This window comes from Arthrobacter glycogeni, from assembly GCF_054510815.1.
In genome coordinates, this window is sequence record NZ_JBTNDV010000001.1 from 70,020 (window position 1) to 92,590 (window position 22,571).

Consider the following 22,571-nt stretch of genomic DNA (forward strand, 5'->3'; position numbering starts at 1 on the left):
AATGTGTCGAAACTAAGCAAATACGGTCACATCCTTGTAACGCTCGCCACAGGAAGGCTCCCGCACCCTTTCCGATAGGTCCCGGGACCGCTAATCTGCCCACCATATGACCTCCCGCGGGGATCACCCGGCCCGCCACCATCAAGCGCTACTCGCCAACTCAGGGCAGGCGCAGGTACGCGGTGGGCCGACAGCTAGCCGTCGAGGATGCCAGCGCTGTCTTGACGGGCGCCGGCTCCCAGGTGCAGGCAGTCAAGAGACCACTTCACCGTTCGACGTCCGGTGCTGGGCAGAGCCGCTCCGCCGGGTTGCCCGGGTGACAGCAGAACCACACCGGGGTAGCCGTCAATGAGTTCCCACAGAACGTTCAGGCCGTCGTCGTCCAGCTCGGTGTCGATCCTGTTGAGCACAAGCAGGGGCGGTGAGGCGAGGGACGCCCGGGCCAGGACCAGCCGGGCCCGTTCCGAAACGGTCAGCGGCTCGCCCCCGCGCCGCAGTTGAGTACGGTAGCCCTTGGGCAAGGCGTCAATGGTGTCCGCTATGCCGACGCGTTCCAGCGCGCGTCGCCCTTCATCAGGGTGCAGGTCAGGCCTGCGATACCGGACAGCGCGTTCGACCGTTCCCCGCTCCAGATAGGAGCCCGCAGCGGCGTAGCCCACCAGCTGGCGTTTCTCCTCGGGGTGCGCGGACAAGAGATCCATGCCGTCGACGCACACAGCAACTGCCTCCTCTTGCCGCAAACCCAGCAGAGCCGCGAAGACGGCGTCGACGCGGGCCGGGTCGGTCGCTTCGACGACAACCAGGTCCCCTGGCACGGCACGCAAAGTCGGAGCTGCGCAGACACCACATGACAGCGGACCGACGACGGAGACGACACCCTCTCCCCTGGGAAGAGCCTGCGGCAGCTGCCGCACAATGTTCACTGTCTTGCCAGCCGGTATCTGGCCCCGGTCCAGCTCCTTGACATTGCTCAGTGCCGGGACCAGTATCCGGCGCGCAGCTTTGAAGTTCTGCCGGTACTCGACCACGCGTCCCAGATCGCTGACAGGTGCGGACATCAGACCCACGATGGTCAGCGCGCCGGCGATCGTGGCCGTGTCAATCGATTGCCATACGCCGACGATGCCGACCCCCGCAACGGCGATTGCTGCCGCAGCCGCGGCGGAACCACGGATGCAGCCGGTAATCCGCGAACGGTCGACGGCCGCGTCTACGACCTCCTGACCGGCCTTGCCAATCCGGCGCAGCTCACGCCTCTCCCCGCTTGCCGCCTTGATGGCCGGCGCCGCCGCAACGGTATCCGCAAGCAGCGACGCGAGCCGCCCTCGCTTGCGTCGGACGATTTTCGCTCGGTCAAACGCCGTATGTGCGAGGATCACCATGACCCCCGCCAGGATTGTCAGGGGGATCAAAGCGGCAAGGGCGAGGACAGGGCTGAGAAGCCCCAGACCCAAGGCTGACCCCAAAATCATGGGAATGCCGACTGCCAACGGCGCTATTCCAAGAGCCACCCAGTTGCGCACACTGGTGAGATCATTGGTGGCCCGGGCGATCGTGATGCCGGCAGGCGGGGGCTTCTCGGCGGTAAGAGCGGCGTCGACGAGTTTGAGCCTGATCTGCTGAATGTAACTCTGACCGAGACGCTCAGCCAATACGCGTTCAACCGATCGGAGAACACCGATCCCGCAGGCCACGGTGATGAGACCTGTTCCCGCGAGGAATGCCGCAAGGAGGTCCGCGCCCCCTCCGAGCAGCATCGTCATGAAAATGGCAGTCAGCCCGGCCAGTGCCGCCATCAGCAGCCCCGTACCGATGAGCAGGGCCAGAATGCCTCTTCGATCCCGCTCCACAAGTTTCGGTAGCCGCGCCGAAACCCGGCCGGCTTTGCTTCCGGCACTCACGATGTCTGCGCCGCGGTGGGCTGCACCACCCGAACGATGCTCCGCGCAACCTCAGCCAGACAGAGATCGAAAGTTTTGATGACCGGGACGTCGAGTACCGAGGCGGCTTCCCCTGCTGCCATCGGGGAGGCCGTGAGCAGCCCGGACACCGCGGCGACCTTCACACCGCTCTCGCGCAGTATCCGGACGCCCGCTGTCGCTCCGAGTGCGTCGGCTGCGGAAAACAGCACATGATCGACAATGCCCTGAAATATGGGGTCCGCGAGCAGCCGCGCCGTCTCGCCCTGATACACGCCATCGGCGATCTCAACGACGACGACGTCGGTCTCTTCAGTGCTCAACCGTGCAACCAGCCTGGACAGCAGGCTGCGCACCTCCGTGTACTCAAGCCTGAACGTCGTCGGGTAGCCGAAGTCAGTGAAATCGAGGACCAGGCGGGCCCCAGCGTCGGTAAACAGCCGGGGGTCGTTCCCCGATCCCGTACCCGTCGCCTTGCCAGCTGATACGCGCAATCCAGCGTTGGTCAGACCGTTCACGAGGCAGCCGAGAGTAGTGGACTTCCCCGAGTTCATCGACGTACCGAGTACCGCGACAACGGTAGGTTTCCTGACACCAGACGGCGCGGGGGGTACCTCGGCCGGTGCAAAGTCTCTCAAGTTAAGAACACCCTCGGTTGTCGCGAGTAACCCAATAGGGAGGATGATGGTGGCCTCCTTCATCCCGGCGTGCTGCTCAAGAACCCTTCCGGCAACGCCGCCCCCCGCGACGAGCTGGCATTCGCCAAGATCCCGCGGGACCTCGGCAAGGAACTGGTCTGGCGCGTATCGGTTGCCGTAAGCGACGAGGATTTCATCCCCCACAAACATTGCCTGACGGCGTGAGACCGGGCTTTCCAGTTTGAGGTGTGACCCGAGCTCCACTACACGTGCCAGAACGATGTCCCCCGGACGGGGAACATCCTGGCGGAGCAGGTACCCGCTCGCGTCCTCATCCAGCGACGCGGACAGGAAGCGCGTCGTGTAGGCCCTCTTCGCTTGCTGCAACCGCTCGGCGTCAACCGGAATTGCGAAGTCATTACCTGTACCTTCCAACTTTTTTGCCACCCCCACCGAGGGCGCTACGTTCGGTTCTCTTCCCAGCTCTCTGACCGATTCCTCGGTCAGAACGGTGGGCGACTCGGAGGTACTCAGACTTACTGGCTCAACAATCGAACTCATGATGAAGCTCCTTAGCGGGAGGTAGGAGGGGTGGCAGTCACTCCAGTAAAGAATGCTAAGAAAAGATGATCATGAGACACAGATGAAAGTCTTCTTATCAGCATTTCATGAGAAGTTCACTTACCTGGCGCCGGGTAGTCGACCCAGCAGAGGGCGGTTCACCGGTAGACGGCAAGAACAGTGAGCGGTGCCCCAGGTCAGACTCGAACTGACACTGAACAGATTTTAAGTCTGGTGCCTCTGCCATTGGGCTACTGGGGCGCTGACGGGCTGAATCGTCTACCTCAGAATACGTGATCGCGGGCGAGAGCGTGATCCAGACGCCACAGCGAGGCCCCCGCCACACCGCCAAAGGCGCGTGAACGGCTCGGCGACAGCGAATGTCCCTTTGAGCGGCGCCAGCGCCGTTTAGGGCCTTGATCAGGAAGTCTCCGGTCGAATTGAAGGGATAGTTTTGTCCCAGTTCAGGCCATGGAAACGGACTCCACCTCAGATCGGCGGGGGTTCTGGTTCTGGTCGCGGCGGTGGTGTTGGTGGTGGGTCTGGTCGGGTGAGGTAGGTTTCCCCTTCGGGGGAGATCGCGATGATCGTCCCAGGTTCGGGTTGGGTGTAGTGCCAGTAACCCTCTGTTTTGAACATGTGGTGACGTTTACAGAGCGCTGCAAGATTTGAGTAACTGGTCGTCCCGCCCCGAGACCAGGGGATCGTGTGGTCGAGTTCGCAGAACACCGCCAACCGGTTACACCCCGGATGACGGCACGTCCCATCCCGCACCCTGACCGCGTCCTGCAAATCTTTCGGCACCCGATACGTGCTCGCATCAGCACCCAACCTGGCCCCCGTGAAGGGGTGGGTGAGGATCCTCGTAAACGACGGCGCGTGCCCAGCGAGCCTCCGGGCAGTGTCCGGGTCGATCGGCCCGTACCCCTCCAACTCACCCGGCGCATCCCCGCCCAATAGGGTCAGCACCGGGACCGTCACAAACACCTTCGCCTGCACCCCCCAAAACGAGTCGCTATCCCTCCACTGGATGCCCTCCCTCGACCGATTTCCCTCCCTCGACTGGTTTCCCTCCCCGGGTGTTCCGGCCCGTGAGCCGGCAAAGGAATCCCCGCCAGCCCTCTCAGGGTGAGTCTGACCGGCGGATTCCGGGCCGGCGCCGGTGAGGGCATCAACGAGGACATCAGCGCGGAGTTGGGTCAACGTGCGGGGCTCGTCGGGGCCCTGCAAGTTCCGGGCAGCGGTGTCCACCCGGTGGTAGATCCCCGCGGCATCCTCGACAGGCAAATACGCTTCGAGCCAGGCCATCCCGTCGTAGGCCGGGTTGAGGAGAACTCCGCGTTCCCTCACAGCTTTCACACGCCTGGTGATACCGGACTCGGGGTGCAGCGCCTCGCGTAGTCGTTGGGCCTGATGGTAGAACTTCGCCACCGTCAACACCGCCGCCTTCTCGATCAGCTGGCTCTCGAACACTGCAGAGGGTTCAGCAGCGGTGAATGGGACGCTGGCGGCCTCCTCCACTACCGCCCACGCGTGCCGGCGCGAGAACCTACCGGCCTCCAACGCGTTCAACGTCGCCGGGTAATGCCGGGCCAGGAGCGTACTGTGCTCGATCAGGTGTCCCGCGGTCCGCTCGGGCAAATGCAGGGCGGCGCCGATCTCCGACCCCGTCAGGGTCTTCGACAAGCCCAACGCCGATTGGCCAGCATTAATCCACTCGGCCTGGAGGTCCACAATCCGGGTGATAAGTTTCGCTTCCTGCGCATCCGCCCAGGACCTCAACCCGTCGATGTCCCTCAACGCGTTCAACGCCTCAGAACAATCCAGGCCACCCACCGCAACCAACCCCACCCCACCCGTCAACGCAGGAGGCGCATCGCTGGAGCGCGCCCAGGAATGCGGATCTCTGAAGCCAGAATCAGCAGGGCCAGAGTCAGGGAACCCGGAACCAGCAGAGCCGGAACCAGCGGAGCTTTCACGCGGGTCAGCGACGGGTGCCGTCCATACGGCGACGACGCTCAACGGGCCGTCAGAACCGTACCCACCACAAGCCCCCCTAGAAGTCCTACCGGGCGTCCCCGCGAACGGATTCGCGGGACCGCCCTTGAAGCCGGAAGCCACACCAGAACCGGAAGAAACTACCGACCCGGTGACGACGGCTTTACTGCTTTTCATACCCCCATTCCATCACTCGCCTCTGACAAAATAAGGTCTGCAGGAAGGCCCCCGGGGAAAGAATCTTGAACTATTTTCCGGGATAAGACCAAGGCCTATGTCTGGGGCACTCATGGCCCCAAACCCTTCCGCCGAACCGTGATATCGGGCGACTCAAACGCTCGCCAGCGCACAGGAGCTGACCATCCGGCGAAAGGGAGTGGGTGAAGAAGGAGTGGGAGGGGGTCAGCTCTTGGCGGGCTCACCGTAGGAGTCGCTCCTTGCCGCACCGGCACCGGCTGGCGCTTCGGCCTTCCTCGGCGGAGGGGTCGCTGCCTCGCGGAACTGACGCTTTGGGGTCTGCAGATCCATCAGCTGAGTAGTGTCGCGACCGAACACGAAGCTCAGAATCCAGCTGAAGACCACCCTGAACTTGCGCTCGAACATGGGCATTGCCATGCCGTGGTAGCCGCGGTGTGCCAGCCAGGCGGGGAGACCGCGCATGCCGAATCCCATGATGTTGGCAACGCCTTTGTACTGGCCGAAGCCAGCTACAGCGCCGAGGTTTTTGTGCCGGTATTCCTTGACCCGGCCCACCCCGTTGTTCTGCGCGTAGATGTTCTTCGCGAGAAGTTTGGCCTGTCGCACAGCATGCTGGGCGTTGGGGACGCAGAACCCGCCGACGCCGCCGCCGGTCAGGTCGGGCACTGCAGAGACGTCTCCCGCGGTCCAGGCATTCTCGAGGGGGCCGTTGTCGCCGGTGATGCGCAGTTCGGCGTTGGCCCGAATCCGTCCACGCTCGTCAATGGGGAAGTCGGAGGACCTGACCATTGGGTTCGCCTGCACGCCCGCGGTCCAGATCAGGGTGTCAGTCTCGAACTCGTCTGCCGGAGTTTTGTCCGGCATATTGATGAGCTTCAGCCTGCCGTCCACCGCGCTGGCCAGCGAGGTGTTCAGCAACACCTGGATGCCCCGGGACCGCAGGTGGGCAACTACCCAGACGGCCTGGGACTCGGTGACCTCGGGCATGATTCTGCCCATGGCCTCCACCATGACGAACCTCAGATCCGCATGCTCAAGGCGGTCGTTCTTCTTGACTGCAGCGCGGGCGAGGTCTTCGATTTCGGTGATGGTCTCGATCCCAGCGAAACCGCCGCCGACGACGACGAAGGTGAGGGCCCGGTCCCGCTCGGGGCCGGCGGGCATCAGCGAGGCGGTCTCGATACGTTCGAGGAGCTGGTTGCGCAGGGCGACCGCTTCCTCGATGGTCTTCAGGCCGATCCCCTGGTCCTTGAGACCCTCAATCGGGAAGGTCCGCGTGATCGAGCCTGCTGCCACGACGACATCGCGGTAGGTCAGCTCGAACGGCTCGCCACCGTCTGCCGGAGCGACCACCGCGGTGCGGCGGGCGTGGTCAATGCCGGTGACCTTACCGGTGATCAGTTCGGTCTGCTTGAGGTGCGTGCGGTGCGAAACCACAGCGTGGCGGGCCTCAATATTGCCGCCGGCCACCTCGGGCAGGAAGGGTTGATAGGTCATGTAGGGCAGTGGGTCCACCAGGGTGACGATGCCACCGTGGGACTTGATCTTCTTCTGCAGCTTATGTGCCACATAGAGACCTACGTAGCCGCCACCGACTACAAGAATGCGCGGACGGTCGGAGAACTGTTGATTCAGTGCCATGCCTCGATGGTACCGGACTTTGTGAAAATCTTCACTAACTTTACGTCGCGTGGAAAGCCGGGCTTCTGACGGGTCAGTTAGGGCCGGGGAACGGCCGTATCGAGAGAACCGGTATCCGCGCTTTCATCCTCCGGGTTGGCCAGGGCCGTTCGCCGGGCGCGCAGGACCGCTACAGTCCCCGCAGCGAGAACCACGACAATCAGCCCGGCGAATCCCAGCACGATGGCCGCCGGTAGTCCGCCAGCCGAAGCTGAGGGGTCTTCAGCGACCGGCACCTCGGGTTCGGGGATGTCGACGGCAGTGGCTTCACTGGTAGGCGCATCGGGCTCCGGGGGTGGAGCCGGTTCCCCCCTCCGGTAGATCTCGATGAATTCTGCCATGCTCCCAAGCAGGTTCTCCTCGGGAACGGCGAGATCGGCGTTGACCGCTGCCGCGACGTCGAGAATTCCGTACCCGTAGATAGTGTCACCTTCGGCACCTTCGGCCCCGGCGTCCTGGGCCGTCAGCAGGATCCGGTTGACCACCTGGGCCGCCGAAAGGTCAGGATATTTGGATCGGATCAGCGCCGCGGTTCCGGCGACCAGCGGCGCAGCACCCGAGCTGCCCGACCAGTCGGCGTACACTCCGCCGGGCAAGGCTCCCACCAGGTTCTCAGCGGGGGCGGCAACCCCAATACTGATTCCCTCGGAGGAAGATTCGCGGCTTGCTTCGCCCTGACGGTCCAGGCCGGCGACGGCGAGGACTCCCGGCATGGTGGCCGGGGCCCCGACCTGCAGGGAACCACCCGCACGGTTGCCGGCAGCCGCGACGATGACTACATCGTTCTGCTCGGCGTACAGGAACGCGTCATCCCAGCTTTCAGGCCAGGTGGGCGAGGTGCTTCCCAGCGACATGTTGATGACCTGGGCACCGTTATCCACCGCCCAGCGCACGGCGTCGGGGATCTGGGTGTCGATGCTGATCCCCGCCGGGTTGGGCCCCTTGGTCTCGCCCTCAATCCAGACTGAGACGGCGAGGAGCTCCGACTCCGGAGCGACACCCACGATTCCCTCTGGGCCGCGCCCGTAGCTGTCGGGCCCGGTGGTCGCAGTGGGTTTCGGCGAGGGGGACTCCCGGTCGGACTCCTGGTCCTTCTCGTCGTCGTCAGCAGGCGGTGACGGGCTGGACGGCGGGTCAGGAAGATGGCCCCGCCCGGCAAGCAGGCTAGCGACCAGGGTGCCGTGCTCGGCAACCTCGCCGATGCCGAGCTGACCGTTGGGCTGTCCGGACCCTGAGACGTCAGTGCCACCTACCACCACTCCGTCCAGATCGGGGTGCGAACCGTCGACGCCGCTATCGATCACTGCGACGCGGACGCCTTCGCCCTTGGTGGTCTGCCAGGCTTCGGCAATCCCATAGTCCTCAAGCCAATATTCGCGTTCCCGCAGGTCGTCGGCCTGGGCGGGCGCCGCGGGTAGAAGGGCAGCGGCAAAGACCATCCCTAACAGGCAGGCCGTTGCACGCCGCCAGGAGTTGAGCGCGCCGCGAGAGCTGGTCACTGGATTACTTTCCTGTTCTCGCCGAGGGCAATTCCGTCGAGAATGTCGTGTTCACTGGCGATGAAGGTTTCGACCCTGCCACCTGTAGCGGAGACCAGGTGCGCGGTAATGGTGCGCCAGATCAGTGCGCCGGCGCCGATGACGTCAACGCGTCCCGGGTGCATGTAGGGCAGGGCGGCACGCTGGTCACGGCTCATCCGCACCAGCTCGGTGGCAGCGTTCCAGACCCGATCGTGGGCGAGTTCGGAACCGTGGATATCAGCCGCCCGGTACTCCGACAGCCCCAGCGCATGGGCGGTGATGGTGGTGATACTGCCCGCCACGCCGATGACCCTGGTGACCTTGCCGAACGGAACCTCACGTGCCGCCTCGGTGATCAGCCGCCGCACTTCCGCCTCCATGGTGGCGATCTCCCCGGTAGACGGTGGATCCGAGACAAGGTACCGCTCGGTGAAGCGCACGCACCCCATGTCCATGCTCCGCGAGGCCAGGACGCCGCCGGCGTTACCGACAACGAACTCGGTGCTCCCGCCGCCCAGGTCGACGACGAGCACCAGCGATTCCTCGCTCGCTGGCGCGGCCGGCGGCAACGCGCTCAACGCACCGGCGAAGGATAAGGCTGCTTCCTCGTCACCACTGACCACCTCGGGTGTCACGCCCAGCAACTCACGGATGCCAGCGGCGAACTCCTCACGGTTCCCGGCATCACGGGTCGCCGACGTGGCAACGAACCGGACCCGGTCCGCGCCGTGCCGCCGGATCAGCTCCGCGTACTCGCGGGCAGCGGCGAAGGTGCGTTCAAGCGCCGCCTCGGACAGCCGTCCAGTGGTGTCGACGCCTTCGCCCAGCCTGACCACCCGCATGAGCCGTACGACGTCGGTGAGCGTCCGGCCGTCGTCGTCGACGTCGGCGATGAGCAGCCGAATTGAGTTGGTTCCACAGTCAATGGCGGCTGTACGCATCAGGGGCGCTCCGGTGGGGTGGGATCCGTGGTGGGATCGGCGGCCGCGTCGGCGGCCATACGACGGTTGGCTCGTTTGGTTTCGAGTTCCTCGGGGGTGAGGCCCTGGGTACGGGCGTGGCGGCTCAGTTCACGGTCCGGGACCGAGCCTTCGGAGTCCCAGGCTCCCGCGCAGTAGCAGGTATCGCGGGTCCACCACTCGGAGATGCCCGCAATGGCCTCGTCGCCCAGCGGGTTGACGCCTGGACCCGCGGCGAGTGAATGTCCAACCAGCACGTGCAGGCACTTGACCCGGGTGGGCATTCCCCCCGCCGACACGCCGTCAATTTCGGGCACGGGACCCGTTCCTGACCGGGCCCCGATGGCCTTCCGGACCTGCAGGTAATGCCGGTGGGCCGCCTGGTATTTTTCAGCGAGCACCGGGTCATGTTCCAGCCGCTCGGTCATCTCCGCCATCAGACCCGACGCTTCGAGGCGGGACACTGCTGCGGTGATGACCGGGTGGGTCAGGTAGTAGGTGGTAGGAAAGGGGATGCCATTGGAAAGCCGGGGGGCGGTGGTCGCAACCAGAGGGTTGCCGCAGACGCAGCGGGCACCGATCTCGACTACATCACGCACGGGGCGGCCCAACTGGCGGCTAAGGGTGTCAAGGTCGGACGCGGTCAGCTCGGTGCTGGGCGCAGAATCCATGCGGGGGTCCTACCTTTCGGAATGGGTGGGGTGTAGTGGGTGGCAGGGCGCACACGTCCCTGGGTGAGAACGAATGCTAGGAATCGGTCGCTGAACGTTCGATTGAGTCCCAGAGCGCGTCGACCCACGGCAGGTCCTGCGGGGCTTCGCCTGAGGATCCCACCGCTTCGTCGCCGGGTACGGTCTCGCCCACCACCACGTACCGGGTCTCGCCGGGCATGACCAAAAAGATCCGTTCGCGGGCCTGGGCCTTGATGTAGGCCGGATCCTCCCACCGGGCCAGCTGCTCCTGGGACTCGAGCTGGGTTTCCTCAAGTGCTGCGATCTCGTCTCGCAGGGTATTGAGTTCGCCCTGCTGGAGGAGGTAAGTACGCACCGACGGTGCCAGGAGCACGGTGATGGTCACCAGCACCACTGCCAACGCCAGGAGCCGGCCGGAAAAGGACTTGGCCGGGATCGGCTTGGCATCCTCGGCCGGGATGATGGCGGGCGGCTCCCGCTTGAACGGCTGACGTGCCCGCCGGATTGCCCCGGCCAGCTGTACCCGCTGCTGGGTCCGCGCTTCGGAAGGAGTTAGTGAGGCAGCCGCTGGGGACGCTGCGCTTCCCGCGGGTCCTGCCGCTTTCCTCGCCGGGCCTGTAGCGCGAGGAGCAGCTTTCACAGCCCGGGGGGCTGCAGCCTTCGCTACCTCGGGGGCTGCAGCCTTTACCGCCCCGGGCATTGCAGCGGTCGGCGCCGACCGCACCGCGGGCCGGGCCCGGGGTGCTCCGGACTGGTCCCCGGATGCTGCGGTTAACGGCATCCGGGGACCGGCGCTGCGCGGCACCTTGGGTCGGCGGGTCGACATCAAACTCCTCTAGATCCTCGGGTCAGGGATAGGTGGCCGGTGGGCCGTCCCTACTAACGAGGGTAACCGCCGCTGCTGGTAACTAGGCTGTGAAACGCGGGAAAGCACCGCGTCCGGCATAGCGTGCGGCGTCGTCGAGCTCTTCTTCGATCCGCAGGAGCTGGTTGTATTTGGCGACCCGCTCGGAACGCGCCGGGGCGCCGGTCTTGATCTGCCCGGCGTTGGTTGCCACGCAGATGTCGGCGATAGTGGTGTCTTCGGTTTCACCTGACCGGTGTGAGGTGATGGTGGTGTACCCGGAGCGCTGGGCCAGCGAGATCGCGTCCAGCGTTTCGGTGAGCGTGCCGATCTGGTTGACCTTCACGAGCAGCGAGTTGGCGGTGTCGGCGTCGATCCCGCGAGCGAGACGCACCGGGTTGGTGACGAACAGGTCGTCACCAACGAGCTGGACCTTGGACCCGAGCTGCTCGGTCAGTGCTTTCCAGCCGTCCCAGTCCTCCTCATCCAGGGGATCCTCGATGGAGACCAGTGGGTAATCCCGGACCAGTTCGCCGTAGTACGTGTTCATCTCGGCTGTCGTCAGAGCCTTACCCTCGAAGTGGTACGCACCGTCGGTGTAGAACTCTGATGCGGCGACATCCAGCGCCAGCGCAATGTCCTTGCCCGGCGTGTAGCCTGCGCGCTCGATGGCCGTGGTGATCAGGTCAAGAGCTGCACGGTTGGACGGCAGGTTCGGGGCGAAGCCGCCCTCGTCGCCCAGCCCGGTGGCCAGGCCCTGCTCCTTGAGCACCGACTTCAGCTCGTGGTAGACCTCGACGCCCCAGCGGAGGCCTTCCGAGAAGGACTCGGCACCGAGGGGGACGATCATGAATTCCTGGACATCGACGTCGGAATCGGCGTGAGAGCCGCCGTTGAGGATGTTCATCAGGGGGACGGGAAGGACGTGGGCGTTGGGGCCGCCGAGGTAACGGTAGAGCGGCAGCTTCGAGGATTCGGCGGCGGCGCGGGCGATGGCCAGTGACACGCCCAGCATCGAGTTGGCGCCCAGGCTCGACTTGTTCTCGGTGCCGTCGAGGTCGATCATGGCCTGGTCGATAGCCCGCTGGTCGGTGGCGTCAAAGCCGAGGAGTGCCGGCTGGATCTGTTCAATCACTGCTTCGACTGCCTGCAGGACTCCCTTGCCGAGGTAGCGGGCCTTGTCGCCGTCACGGCGTTCGTTGGCTTCGAACGCACCGGTGGAGGCGCCTGAGGGGACCGCTGCACGGCCGAACGTGTCGTCGTCGAGCAGTACCTCCACCTCAACGGTGGGGTTGCCGCGGGAATCAAGGATTTCACGTGCGTGGATGGCATCGATGATGGCCATGGGAATGCTCCTTCGGTCCTGGGATAGGTAGTCGCGGTGCGTCCGGTCAGGGCTGACCTGTCCGGCTTGGGGTATCGGCGGCGGGGTCTCCCCCCAGCCTAGTGGAAACGTCGGGGGCGGCGCCGATCGTGTCTTCCTCGGTCAGCCTGGCCCGTTCCTGAAGTCGGAGCACCGCCGCCCGGAGGGCAAGCTCCGGGTCCAACCCATCGGCGGTGGCCCGGCGGACCATCGACAGCAGCAGGTCGCCCAGCTCCGCTTCGGTCTGCGGGGCATCAGCGAGCAGGGCCGTCGCAGACTCCGGCGCCGGCTCAGCCGTCCGCCGGAGGGTTTTTGCCGCCAGGGCCAGGGCCGGCAGGTGCACGGGGATGCCGTGGAACGGGTCGACCCGCTGCGGCTCCTCGACCCGCTTGACCTGGTGCCAGGTCTCAACGATGGACTCGATGGTGGCGGGGAAACTTTCCCGCAGCTCCCCGTCGGGAGTAAAAACGTGCGGGTTACGCCGGATCATCTTCCGGGTCAGCCCGTCAACGACGCCGGCGAGGTCGAAGGTGCCGTGTTCGCGTTGCAGCTGGGCGTGGAGGACCACCTGCAGGAGGACGTCACCCAGCTCCCCGCGCAGGTGGTCGGAAACCTCGGATCCTGCGGAATTACCGGCGCGTGTGTTGAAAGCGTCGAGTGCGTCGACCAGTTCGTAGCACTCCTCCACCAGGTATTCAACCAGCGAGGCGTGCGTGAGCGCGGCCATCCACGGGCAGTGTTCCCGTAGCTGGGCCACCACCTCGACCAGCCGGTCCAGTGGATGCTGGCCTGCTGGCGAGGTGGGGCCCGGTACTAGCTCAGGCATCAGCGCGAAGAAAACCTTCGGTAATGTAGTCGGCCAGGGCTTCACGGTCCTCAAGCGGCAGGAATGCTGCGTCGACCGCGTTGAGGGTCAGCTGCAACAGGTCATCCATGTCGTAGTCGAAGGTTTCGGTGAGAAGGTCGAACTCGTCGGTCAGGGTGACACCGCTCATCAGGCGGTTGTCAGTGTTGACGGTGACCTTGAACCCGAGTTGGAACAGCAGGTCGATGGGGTGGCTGGCAATGTCCCCACCGAACGCAGCGACCGCTCCGGTCTGCAGGTTGGAGGAGGGGCAAACCTCGAGGACGATGCCGCGGTCCCGGACCCAGGAAGCCACCTGGCCCAGGGAGACGACGCCGAGTTCCGGCGCGTCGCTATCGGCGTCGTACTCAATTTCAATGTCTTCGGCGATGCGGACTCCGTGGCCGAGGCGGAGAGCGTGACCATGCACCAGCGCGTCAACAATACTGTCCAGGCCAGCGGCCTCCCCCGCGTGGACGGTAACGGGGAACTGGTGTTCGGCCAGGTAGGTGAAGGCATCCTTGAACCGGGAGGGCAGGAACCCGTCCTCGGCTCCGGCGATGTCGAAGCCAACGGCGCCCTTGTCGCGGTGCCTGACGGCCAGTTCGGCGATTTCCTGGCCACGGTCGGCGTGCCGCATCGCGGTGATGAGCTGGCCCACCTGGATGGCCCTGCCCCCGGCGACGACGGCGTCGACTCCCTCGTCGAGGCCCTGCTGGACCGCCTCGACTACCTCATCGAGGCTCAAACCCTGGGTAAGGTGCTGTTCCGGCGCCCAGCGCACTTCACCGTAGACGACGCCGTCGTCGGCAAGGTCCTCGACAAACTCGCGGGCTACCCGGATCAGACCGTCGCGGGTCTGCATTACAGCAATGGTGTGGTCGAACGTTTCGAGGTACCGGACCAGGGAACCGGAGTTGGCTGATTCGCGGAACCACTCCCCCAGGGCCACAGCGTCGGTGGACGGCAGTTGGTGGCCCGCTGCCTCGGCAAGCTCGATGATGGTGGCCGGGCGCAGACCCCCATCCAGGTGGTCATGCAGGGAGACCTTGGGCAGGCTCCGCAGGTCGAAGGTGAGGTCGGTCGCTGGGGAAATGATTGGCTCAGTCACTCCACTTACCTTACGCGAGGTGCGGTGGCGGGCCTATCGGTGGACGCCGCAATTATTGGCTGTCCGAGTGAACTTTGGCAGGCTCGGGGCGCAGGGGTGTGGAACCGCGGACCGCCGCTATGATCCGGTCGACGATGACCCCCAGAACCACGGCGATACCGATGGCCACCAGTACTCCGAGCAGGTGATTGTCTTCAAACCATGATCCTGCCAGGACACCGATTCCCACCGAGTAGGTTGCCCACACCACGGCCGAGAGCGCGGTGAGCCCGACGAAGCGTCGGCGCGAATAGCCGGTGGCTCCGGCGGTGAGATTGACCGCCACCCGTCCGATCGGGATGAACCGGGCCACAAGTATCAGGGAAGCCGCCCGCTTTTGCAGCTCATACGCGGCCCAGCCGAAGGATCGTTGCATTCGGGCGGAGCGCATCCACCGGAACCGTTGGGTCCCGATTGCTTTGCCCATGGCGTAGGCAATGTTGTCTCCGATGAACGCTCCGAGACCGGCGGAGATGACGAGGAGCCAGGGGTTGGGGACGCCCTGGGTGAGGACGAGAGAGGCGAGGCCCACCACCACCGATTCGCTGGGGAAGGGAGGAAAGAATCCGTCGACCGTGCAGCAGATGAACACCAGGAGGTAGACCCAGGGCTGCTCCGCGGTGCTGAGGATGAACGTGCTGGCCGCGTTCAGGACTGTGATGACCGAGTCCATGTGTGGCCCACCCCCTTCTTCCCGCTCGCTGACTGTTCGACAGTTATCACGATGTCATCCGCCGGGGACTACTGCCATGGGTGGATCCCCTGACACGACCCCTGTTTCCGCAAAGGTGGAGGGTGGCTGACTCGGTACCGGAATGTTCGGTCCCCGTGATAGTTCAACGCTAGCCCGCACACGACCGACGCCGCGTCGACCGTTCGGCTGATCTTCCCGCCGCCCGCGTCCACCCATAGGAGGACCTGCGGACAAAACGGGGCGGGTACCGGCGGCGCGGCGTCAGGGTAAAACCTCGGGGGGCTAGGCCTCCGCGATCCGGTCCAGGATGAGTTGCGAATCCGGCCGGGATCCTTCGGGGGCGATGACGACGGCGCCCTCGAGCGCCTCCCGCGCCCGCCCGAATTTCTCCGGCGTATCGGTGAGCAGGGTCATCAGTGGCTCCCCCGCGCGCACCAGCGCACCCGGCTTGGCGTGCATCCTTATTCCCGCCCCCGCCTGAACGGCGTCCTCCTTGCGCGCACGCCCCGCGCCGAGGCGCCAGGCAGCAATACCAACGGACAGGGCATCGAGTTCCACGAGCACGCCATCGGCGGGAGCGTAGACGGTTTCCGATTCCCTGGCGACGGGCAGCTCGGCGCGTGGGTCTCCGCCCTGGGCTTCGATCATTGAGTTCCAGACGTCCATGGCCCGTCCGTCCCTGAGCGCTGCAGCCGGGTCGGCGTCCCGGACACCGGCGCAGGCGAGCATTTCCTCGGCCAGCCTGATGGTCAGTTCCACCACGTCCTGCGGTCCACCACCGGCGAGCACCTCAACCGACTCCTGCACCTCAATCGCGTTGCCGGCGGTGAGGCCCAGCGGCGTCGCCATGTTGGTGAGCAGGGCAACCGTGTTGACTCCCGCATCGAGGCCGAGGGCCACCATGGTGCGGGCCAGCTCGCGGGCCTGGTCAAGGTTTTTCATGAACGCGCCGCTGCCCACCTTCACGTCGAGGACCAGTGAGCCGGTGCCCTCAGCGATCTTCTTGCTCATGATGGACGAGGCGATCAGCGGGATGGCTTCGACGGTGCCAGTGACGTCCCGGAGCGCGTACAGCTTCTTGTCGGCCGGGGCGAGGCCCGCACCGGCGGCGCAGATCACTGCGCCGACGTCGGCGAGTTGGCGCATCATCTCGTCGTTGGTCAGGTCCGCCCGCCAGCCGGGGATGGACTCCAACTTGTCCAGCGTGCCACCCGTGTGGCCGAGGCCCCGCCCCGACAACTGCGGGACGGCGACACCGAACACTGCCACCAGGGGCGCCAGGGGCAGGGTGATCTTGTCGCCCACTCCGCCGGTCGAGTGCTTGTCGCTGGTGGCTTTGCCCAGGGACGAGAAGTCCATCCGCTCACCCGAGGCGATCATCGCCGTCGTCCATCGGCTGATCTCGGCACGGTCCATCCCGTTGAGCAGGATGGCCATGTTGAGGGCGGCCATCTGCTCATCGGCGATGGCGCCGCGGGTGTACGCGTCGATGGTCCAGTCGATTTGCTCCGGGCTGAGGGTACCGCTGTCCCTTTTGATGCGGATGATGTCGACGGCGTCGAACTGATCAGACATGTACTGGGTGTCCTTAACTTCGGTGGCTACGTTGTGGGCTGCACAGGGTGCGCCCTAGGGGTTGGCGGTGAGGTGCTCAGGTCCGAAGGCGTCGGGCAGCACCTCGTCCATGGTTTTGATGCCGCTCACCGTCAGGAGCACCATGCCGGGGGCACGGAACTCGTACAGCAGCTGGCGGCACCGGCCGCAGGGCATCAGGGTGTTGCCGTTGCCGTCAACGCAGCTGAACGCGACGAGCTTCCCGCCGCCGGTCATCTGCAGCTGGCTCACCAGGGAACACTCCGCACACAGCGTCAGCCCGTAGGAGGCGTTCTCCACGTTGCACCCCGAGACCACGCGGCCGTCGTCGGTCAGTGCCGCGGCGCCGACCGGGAACTTCGAGTACGGCACGTAGGCACGGCGCATCGCCTCGGTGGCCGCCGCGGTGAGCTGCTCCCAGGGGATCTGGTGGCCCGCGGTGGGGACAGCGGTCATGGCTACTCCTTGATGTACGGGGTGCCGCCGGCTGCGGGTGGCCGCGAACGGCCGACCAGCCCGGCGACGGCGAGGATTGTGACAATGTACGGGAGCATGGCCATGAACTGGCTCGGCACCGAGGTACCGATGATGGAGAGCACATACTGAAGGTTGGTGAAGAAGCCGAACAGGAGGGCCGCGAAGAACGCTCCGATCGGGTTCCAGCGCCCAAAGATCAATGCCGCGAGGGCAATGTAGCCTGCACCGGCGGTCATGTCCCGGGAGAAGGAGCTCACTGAGACGAGGGTGAAGAAAGCGCCACCGAATCCGGCGACAGCGCCGCCCAGCAGGACATTCCAGAACCGGGTGGCATTGACCTTGATCCCCATGGTGTCTGCCGCCTGCGGGTGTTCGCCGACGGCCCTGACCCGTAGCCCCCACCTGGTGTGGAAGAGGCCCACGTAGATGACAATCACTGCGACATACATCAGGTAGCCGACGATGCTCTGCCTGAACAGGATGCCGCCGATGATCGGCAGGTCGGACAGGAACGGGATACTGATGATCGGCAGGTTCGGTGGAGAGTTGAAGGTGGCGGAGTCGCGGTCCAGGAGCGTCGAGGCGAGGAACCCGGTCAGCCCGGAAACCAGCACATTCAGCACCACACCGACGATAATCTGGTTGACGTAGTACTTGATGCTGAACACCGCGAGCACCACCGAGACCAGGGTCCCGGCGAACGCGGCGGCGATCAGACCGACGTAGGCGTTACCGGAAATCGAGGCCGCTACGGCTGCGGCGAACGCACCGGAAAGCAGTTGGCCCTCGATGGCAATGTTCACCACACCGACCCGCTCACACAGCACGCCGGAGAGGGAGCCGAAGATCAGCGGGATCGCGAGGGTCACCGATCCGGCGATCAGACCAGAGAGAGAAATACTGGGCGTGTTTGCGCTGCCCACCACCCATGTGAGGAAGGCAACCATGAATAGCGCACCGTAAATGATCGGAATCCACCGGTTCACCGGGCGACCGTTCCTGACCTGCAGGAACGAGTACACGGCGATCAGGGTAAGGACGACGGCGGTGAACCAGCCGACTCCCGCCGCGGGGAGCGCCACATCGGCCAGCCGGAACCGGTCCGAGTCGTCGGAGACCCGGAAGACAGCGGTCTGCGATGGGCCGCCCAGCGCGAAGACGAGCAGGGCGACCAAGGCGCCGATGCCGAAGCCGATGGGGGCTTTCCAGTTCCTGACTGTCGGTGTCCGCGACGGGCCCTTGGGCCGCATGTCTGTTGCAACGCTCACGCCACTCCTCCAGCTGCCGTCGTGGTGGTGATTTCCTGGAAGGACTGATCGGTTTTGTTGGTCTTTTTCTTTTTCCGGTCGATCCTGAAGATGGCCTTGACCAGGGGCGGTGCGGCGATGAAGAGCACAATCAGTGACTGCACTACCAGCACGATGTCGATCGGTGTGCCGGTCTGGGTCTGCATCTGGACCCCACCGGCGCGGAAGGCACCGAACAGCAGTCCGGCGAAGAACACGCCCCAGGGATGCGAACGGCCCAGCAGGGCAACGGTGATCGCGTCGAAACCGAAACTGGCGGCGATACCACCGGTCAGGACCTTCTCGGTACCGGCGACCTGCGCCACCCCGGCCAGGCCGGCGAGGCCACCGGCAATCATCATGACAACGACGTACCCCCTGGTCACGCTGATACCGGCGGTGCGTGCCGCGTTCGGGTTGGCGCCGACGGCCCGGAGTTCGAAACCGGTCGTCGAACGGTTCAGCACCCACCACACGCCGTAGGTTGCCGCGAGTGCGACCAGGAAGCCCAGGTGCAGGCGGAAGCCGGAGCCCAGGAGCAGCGGGAACAGGGCCGAGTCGTCCAGCCGCGGGCTGATCGGGTTGGACGAGCCGGGGTTCTGGAACGCCGGGGTGAACAGGAGGTACGCCACCAGGTACACGGCGACGTAGTTGAGCATGATCGTCACGATCACCTCGTGGGCTCCGGTGCGTGCCTTGAGGATGCCGGGGATGAAGCCCCAGAGCGCACCGCCAACAAAACCGGCGAGCACAGCAATGAGGAGGTGGATGCCCGGCGGTAGGTCAAGGGTGAAACCGACCCAGGCTGCGAAAGTTGCGCCGAGGATGATCTGTCCCTGGGCCCCGATGTTGAAGAGTCCGGTGCGGAACGCGATGGCGACGCCGAGGCCCGCCAGGATCAGCGGGGTCGCGACCGTGAGCGTCTCGGTGAGCGGGCGGAACGCCTGCGCGATGGTGTCGGCTCCGGGGTTGAAGACGGCGCCCTGGAACAAGGCAATGTACGCGCCGCTGGCTGCTTCCCAGGCGGCGGACAACATGTCGCCGGGCCTGCTGAAGAAGTACGACGACGTCTCGGCGACACGCTCGTCGGTGACGGCGATCAGGAGGCCGCCCAGCACGATGGACAGGACCACCGCCAACAGAGCCACCAGCGTGCTTCCGCCCATGATCCGGTGGAGGACGCTGCGGGAGCCCTCGCCCTGCTGCAGCTGTGAGCTCATTGTTTCTCCTCCGCGGACTGGCCCAGGGCCTCGTCCGCCGTCATTCCGGCCATCATTAATCCAAGGACGTCCCGCGGGGTGTTACCGGGGACCACGCCCATCAGCTGTCCGCGGTGCAGGACAGCAATCCGGTCGGCTAGTTCGCTGATCTCGTCCAGTTCGGTCGACACGATCATCACCGGGGTCCCGCCGTCGCGCTCCTGGACGATGCGCTTGTGCAGGAACTCGATGGACCCGACGTCGACGCCGCGGGTCGGCTGTGAGGCAATGAACAGGTTCAGTGGCCGGGATAATTCGCGTGCCAGCACCACTTTTTGCTGGTTACCGCCCGAGAGGGTGCCGACAGCCGATTCAGCTGACTGGGTGCGCACGTCGTATTCGGCGATCTTGGCCGTGGCGTTGGCCTGGACCACCGCGGGTTTCATGGCCAGACCCTTCGCGAAGGGCGGCTCGTTGTACCAGTTGAGGATCAGGTTCTCGGCGACCGAAAAGGTGCCGACCAGCCCATCAACCTTCCGGTCTTCGGGGACGAAGCCGACACCCTGCCGGATCACCTCTTTGGCCTTCATCCCGATCAGTTCGGTGCCCTTCAGCGTGATGGATCCGCTGGCGTGGGGCTGCAGGCCAAGAATGGCTTCGGTGAGTTCGGTTTGGCCGTTGCCCTGGACACCGGCGACGGCGAGGATCTCACCCTGGGCAATGTCGAAGGTGACGTCGTCGACCAGTCGCTGCCCGGTAGCGGAGAGGACAGTAAGATTTTTGACCTGGAAGGTGCGCTCCCCCGGCTGGGCGGGCGCCTTGTTCAGGCTCAGGCTCACCTGACGGCCGACCATCATGTTGGCCAGGTCGGAGGTGCTGGTGGCAGGGTCAACGGTTCCCACCACTGCGCCGCGGCGGATCACGGTGATCACGTCGGAGACGGCCCGGACCTCGCGCAGTTTGTGCGAGATAAAGACGATCGCCGTGCCCGCAGCCTTGAGCTGGCCGATGATCTCGATCAGTTCGTCGGTCTCCTGGGGGGTCAGGACAGCAGTGGGCTCGTCGAGGATCAGGACGCTGGCGTTACGGACCAGTGCCTTAATGATCTCGACCCGCTGCTGCACGCCCACCGGGAGGTCTTCGATCAGGGCGTCGGGGTCGACGTCGAACCCGTACCGGTCGGAGATGTCACGGATCTTGGCGCGGGTTTTCTCGAGGTCGAGGAGACCGCCGGCGCGGGTAAACTCGTCGCCCAGCGCAACATTCTCGGCGACGGTGAAGACGGGGATAAGCATGAAGTGCTGGTGCACCATGCCGATCCCGGCGGCCATGGCGTCGCCGGGGCCCCTGAAGGTGACGGCCTTGCCGTCGAGCAGGATGCTGCCGTCCGTGGGTTCATACAGTCCATAGAGAACATTCATGAGAGTGGATTTGCCTGCGCCATTCTCGCCGAGCAGACAGTGCACTTCGCCAGGTTTGACGATGAGGTCGATGGAGTCGTTCGCCACCAGGGTGCCAAACTTCTTTGTTATTCCCTGCAGTTCGAGCAACAACGGACTCCAACCACCTGTTCTGGATCAGGACCACCACTGCGGCGGTGGCCGGTAGGTGGTCGATGAGATGTCTGCTGGACACCAGCCTAAACGCATAACGCGCCGCCAGCCCCGCGTGCGGATGTACCCTCACGCGGAGCGGCGGCGCGTTATGCCACAGCTGTTACTGCTGTGGGCTGGCTTCAGATTCCACAGTGATGTCGCCCGAGATGATGCTGGCCTGGATCTCTTCCAGTTCGGCCTTCAGCTCGTCGGAGACCGACTCCTCCTGGTCGTGGAAGGGCGCGAGGGCTACCCCACCGTTTTCCAGGGTGCCCACGTAGGGGGCGTTGTCGAACTTGTCGTCGACGTCGGTGCTGATGACCTCTTCGACCGCTTCACCCATCAGTTTCATGACCGAGGTCAGGATGAATTCGTTGCCGGCGTCCACGGTCAGGAAGCCATCGGAGTCAACCCAGATGACCTTGGCGTTGGCGCCGTCGGCGTTGGCTTCCTCGACCGCTTCGATGGTGCCTACGCCCACTGGGCCGGCGACCGGCATGATGATGTCGGCGCCCTCGTTGATGAAGTTCTCGGTGTTGGTTTTGCCGTTGGCGAGTGACTCGAAGTCACCGGTGAAGGTACCGGTCTGGGCTTCTTTGTCCCAACCGAGCAGCTGGACGTCGGTGTCCTTCTGCTCGTTGTAGTAGGCGACGCCATCGGCGAAACCGTCCATGAAGATGGTCACGGTGGGGATCTGGATGCCGCCGTAGGTGGCTACAGAGCCGGTCTCGGTGGTACCTGCTGCGGCGTAACCGGCCAGGAATGCAGCCTGAGCCGTGTCGTAAATGATGGGCTTGACGTTCGGCAGGACGATCTGGCTGTCATCGACGATGGCGAAGTTCGTGTCGGGGTTCGCTTCGGCGGCTTCGGCGGTGGTCGCCGAGAGCAAGAAACCGACTGTGACGATCAGGTCGCAACCGCTGGTGACCATCGAATTGACGTTGGGGGCGAAGTCGGTCTCGGCCTTCGATTCCGCTTCACGAATTTCGATGCCCAGGTTCTCCTGAGCCGCGGTGATTCCCTCGTAGCTGGACTGGTTGAACGACTGGTCGTCGAAGCCACCGGAGTCGGAGACGATGCAGCCGGTGTAGTCGACTGTCGCTTCTGTTGCGTCCCCGCTGGCATCGGCTGATCCTGCTGGCTCCTCTGGCGCCGCGCCGCAACCGGCCAGTAGCAGAGCGGAGACACCGAGCATTGCGGCTGACAGGGCCGTCTTGTTGTTGAGGCGCATGGTGGTGCGCTGTGAGTTCTTCAAAATTCCTCCAGAAAGAAATGAGCCCCACGGCTGAAGATCTCAGTGAGTGACCGCCACTGACGCACTGGCGTGCGCAAGGCTCTGTTTTCACTGATTTTTCGTAGGC

18 protein-coding genes and 1 tRNA gene are annotated in these 22,571 nt (G+C 64.8%); all 19 read right to left on the minus strand.

Annotated features, from left to right (window positions below):
• Positions 1-194: 194 nt before the first annotated feature.
• The 19 genes from ACX80G_RS00320 to ACX80G_RS00410 all read right to left on the minus strand — a co-directional run bounded on the left by ACX80G_RS00320 (position 195) and on the right by ACX80G_RS00410 (position 22,465).
• The gene (locus ACX80G_RS00320) at positions 195-1,901 is read right to left on the minus strand and encodes an ABC transporter transmembrane domain-containing protein (RefSeq protein WP_459304981.1); all 1,707 of its coding nucleotides are present in this window, start codon (positions 1,899-1,901) and stop codon (positions 195-197) included.
• Positions 1,898-3,118 carry a DUF1611 domain-containing protein gene (locus ACX80G_RS00325; RefSeq protein WP_459304982.1) on the minus strand — a complete coding sequence of 407 codons (1,221 nt, stop codon included), beginning with the start codon at positions 3,116-3,118 and terminating at the stop codon, positions 1,898-1,900. The genes ACX80G_RS00320 and ACX80G_RS00325 overlap by 4 nt, the downstream gene beginning before the upstream one ends.
• A 188-nt stretch (positions 3,119-3,306) precedes the next feature.
• A tRNA-Leu gene (locus ACX80G_RS00330) sits at positions 3,307-3,379 on the minus strand.
• A gap of 228 nt (positions 3,380-3,607) precedes the next feature.
• Complete coding sequence (locus tag ACX80G_RS00335) at positions 3,608-5,293, minus strand: HNH endonuclease (protein ID WP_459304983.1); 1,686 nt, start codon at positions 5,291-5,293, stop codon at positions 3,608-3,610.
• A 225-nt stretch (positions 5,294-5,518) separates the two neighbouring features.
• Entirely contained in the window at positions 5,519-6,955 is a 1,437-nt protein-coding gene (locus tag ACX80G_RS00340; RefSeq protein WP_459304984.1) for an NAD(P)/FAD-dependent oxidoreductase, read from the minus strand.
• Positions 6,956-7,032: 77 nt separating this feature from the next.
• On the minus strand, positions 7,033-8,433 hold the full coding sequence (locus tag ACX80G_RS00345; protein ID WP_459305337.1) for a S8 family serine peptidase: 1,401 nt from the start codon (positions 8,431-8,433) through the stop codon (positions 7,033-7,035).
• 56 nt (positions 8,434-8,489) lie between these two features.
• Positions 8,490-9,458 (minus strand): Ppx/GppA phosphatase family protein, encoded by a 969-nt coding sequence (locus tag ACX80G_RS00350; RefSeq protein ID WP_459305338.1) that lies wholly within the window; start codon positions 9,456-9,458, stop codon positions 8,490-8,492.
• On the minus strand, positions 9,455-10,144 hold the full coding sequence (locus ACX80G_RS00355; RefSeq protein WP_459304985.1) for a DUF501 domain-containing protein: 690 nt from the start codon (positions 10,142-10,144) through the stop codon (positions 9,455-9,457). The genes ACX80G_RS00350 and ACX80G_RS00355 overlap by 4 nt, the downstream gene beginning before the upstream one ends.
• A gap of 76 nt (positions 10,145-10,220) precedes the next feature.
• Complete coding sequence (locus ACX80G_RS00360) at positions 10,221-10,991, minus strand: FtsB family cell division protein (protein ID WP_459304986.1); 771 nt, start codon at positions 10,989-10,991, stop codon at positions 10,221-10,223.
• An 82-nt stretch (positions 10,992-11,073) separates the two neighbouring features.
• The gene (gene eno / locus ACX80G_RS00365; RefSeq protein WP_459304987.1) at positions 11,074-12,354 is read right to left on the minus strand and encodes a phosphopyruvate hydratase; all 1,281 of its coding nucleotides are present in this window, start codon (positions 12,352-12,354) and stop codon (positions 11,074-11,076) included.
• 46 nt (positions 12,355-12,400) lie between these two features.
• The gene (locus ACX80G_RS00370) at positions 12,401-13,198 is read right to left on the minus strand and encodes a MazG nucleotide pyrophosphohydrolase domain-containing protein (protein WP_459304988.1); all 798 of its coding nucleotides are present in this window, start codon (positions 13,196-13,198) and stop codon (positions 12,401-12,403) included.
• Positions 13,191-14,327, minus strand: coding sequence for an adenosine deaminase (locus ACX80G_RS00375; RefSeq protein ID WP_459304989.1), 1,137 nt, complete (start codon positions 14,325-14,327; stop codon positions 13,191-13,193). The genes ACX80G_RS00370 and ACX80G_RS00375 overlap by 8 nt, the downstream gene beginning before the upstream one ends.
• A gap of 52 nt (positions 14,328-14,379) precedes the next feature.
• Positions 14,380-15,039, minus strand: coding sequence for a DedA family protein (locus ACX80G_RS00380; protein ID WP_459304990.1), 660 nt, complete (start codon positions 15,037-15,039; stop codon positions 14,380-14,382).
• 303 nt (positions 15,040-15,342) lie between these two features.
• Positions 15,343-16,635, minus strand: coding sequence for a thymidine phosphorylase (locus tag ACX80G_RS00385; protein WP_459304991.1), 1,293 nt, complete (start codon positions 16,633-16,635; stop codon positions 15,343-15,345).
• A gap of 54 nt (positions 16,636-16,689) precedes the next feature.
• Positions 16,690-17,109, minus strand: a complete 420-nt coding sequence (locus ACX80G_RS00390) for a cytidine deaminase (RefSeq protein ID WP_459304992.1) — start codon at positions 17,107-17,109, stop codon at positions 16,690-16,692.
• Positions 17,110-17,111: 2 nt separating this feature from the next.
• Positions 17,112-18,398 (minus strand): ABC transporter permease, encoded by a 1,287-nt coding sequence (locus ACX80G_RS00395; protein WP_459304993.1) that lies wholly within the window; start codon positions 18,396-18,398, stop codon positions 17,112-17,114.
• The gene (locus tag ACX80G_RS00400) at positions 18,395-19,636 is read right to left on the minus strand and encodes an ABC transporter permease (RefSeq protein ID WP_459304994.1); all 1,242 of its coding nucleotides are present in this window, start codon (positions 19,634-19,636) and stop codon (positions 18,395-18,397) included. The genes ACX80G_RS00395 and ACX80G_RS00400 overlap by 4 nt, the downstream gene beginning before the upstream one ends.
• Positions 19,633-21,168, minus strand: coding sequence for an ABC transporter ATP-binding protein (locus ACX80G_RS00405; protein ID WP_459304995.1), 1,536 nt, complete (start codon positions 21,166-21,168; stop codon positions 19,633-19,635). The genes ACX80G_RS00400 and ACX80G_RS00405 overlap by 4 nt, the downstream gene beginning before the upstream one ends.
• A gap of 163 nt (positions 21,169-21,331) precedes the next feature.
• Entirely contained in the window at positions 21,332-22,465 is a 1,134-nt protein-coding gene (locus ACX80G_RS00410; protein WP_459304996.1) for a BMP family lipoprotein, read from the minus strand.
• Between the last annotated feature and the right edge of the window lie 106 nt (positions 22,466-22,571).